The 500-nt window shown below is 72.6% G+C and carries 1 protein-coding gene; it reads left to right on the top strand.

Translation table 11 applies throughout. The features are described 5' to 3' along the window. On the top strand, positions 1-500 hold a 500-nt coding region (locus FV220_RS25240), incomplete at both ends, for a transketolase C-terminal domain-containing protein (RefSeq protein ID WP_281406110.1).

Genomic DNA, 500 nt, shown 5'->3' with positions numbered 1-500 from the left:
AGCGGCCCGATCGCCCTGCGCTACCCGCGCGGCGAGGGGGTGGGCGTCGACCTGCCCGAGCGCGGCGTGCCGCTTCCCATCGGCAAGGGCCGGATCGTCAAGCGCCCCGAGGGGGCGCGGGTGGCGCTGCTGAGCCTGGGCACGCGTCTGTCGGAGGCGCTGAAGGCGGCCGACCTTCTGGAGACGGCGGGGATCGCCGTGAGCGTGGCGGATGCGCGCTTCGCCAAGCCGCTCGACGAGGCGATGATCCTCGATCTGGCGGCGAGCCACGAGGTCCTGGTCACCCTGGAAGAGGGTTCGGTGGGCGGCTTCGGGGCCATGGTGCTGCATCTCCTGTCGGAGAAGGGGGCGCTGGACACGGGCCGGGTGCGGGTTCGGACGCTGACGCTGCCGGACACCTACCAGGACCACAACAGCCCGGAGGCGATGTACGCCGAGGCCGGCCTCGACGCCGACGGCATCGTCAGGACCGTCCAGGCCGCTCTGCCTGAGCAGAAGGC

Origin of the sequence: Methylobacterium sp. WL19 (genome assembly GCF_008040005.1) — a bacterium.
In the GTDB taxonomy this organism is placed as follows: Bacteria; Pseudomonadota; Alphaproteobacteria; order Rhizobiales; family Beijerinckiaceae; genus Methylobacterium; species Methylobacterium bullatum.
This window is presented reverse-complemented; position numbering and strand designations above follow the sequence as displayed.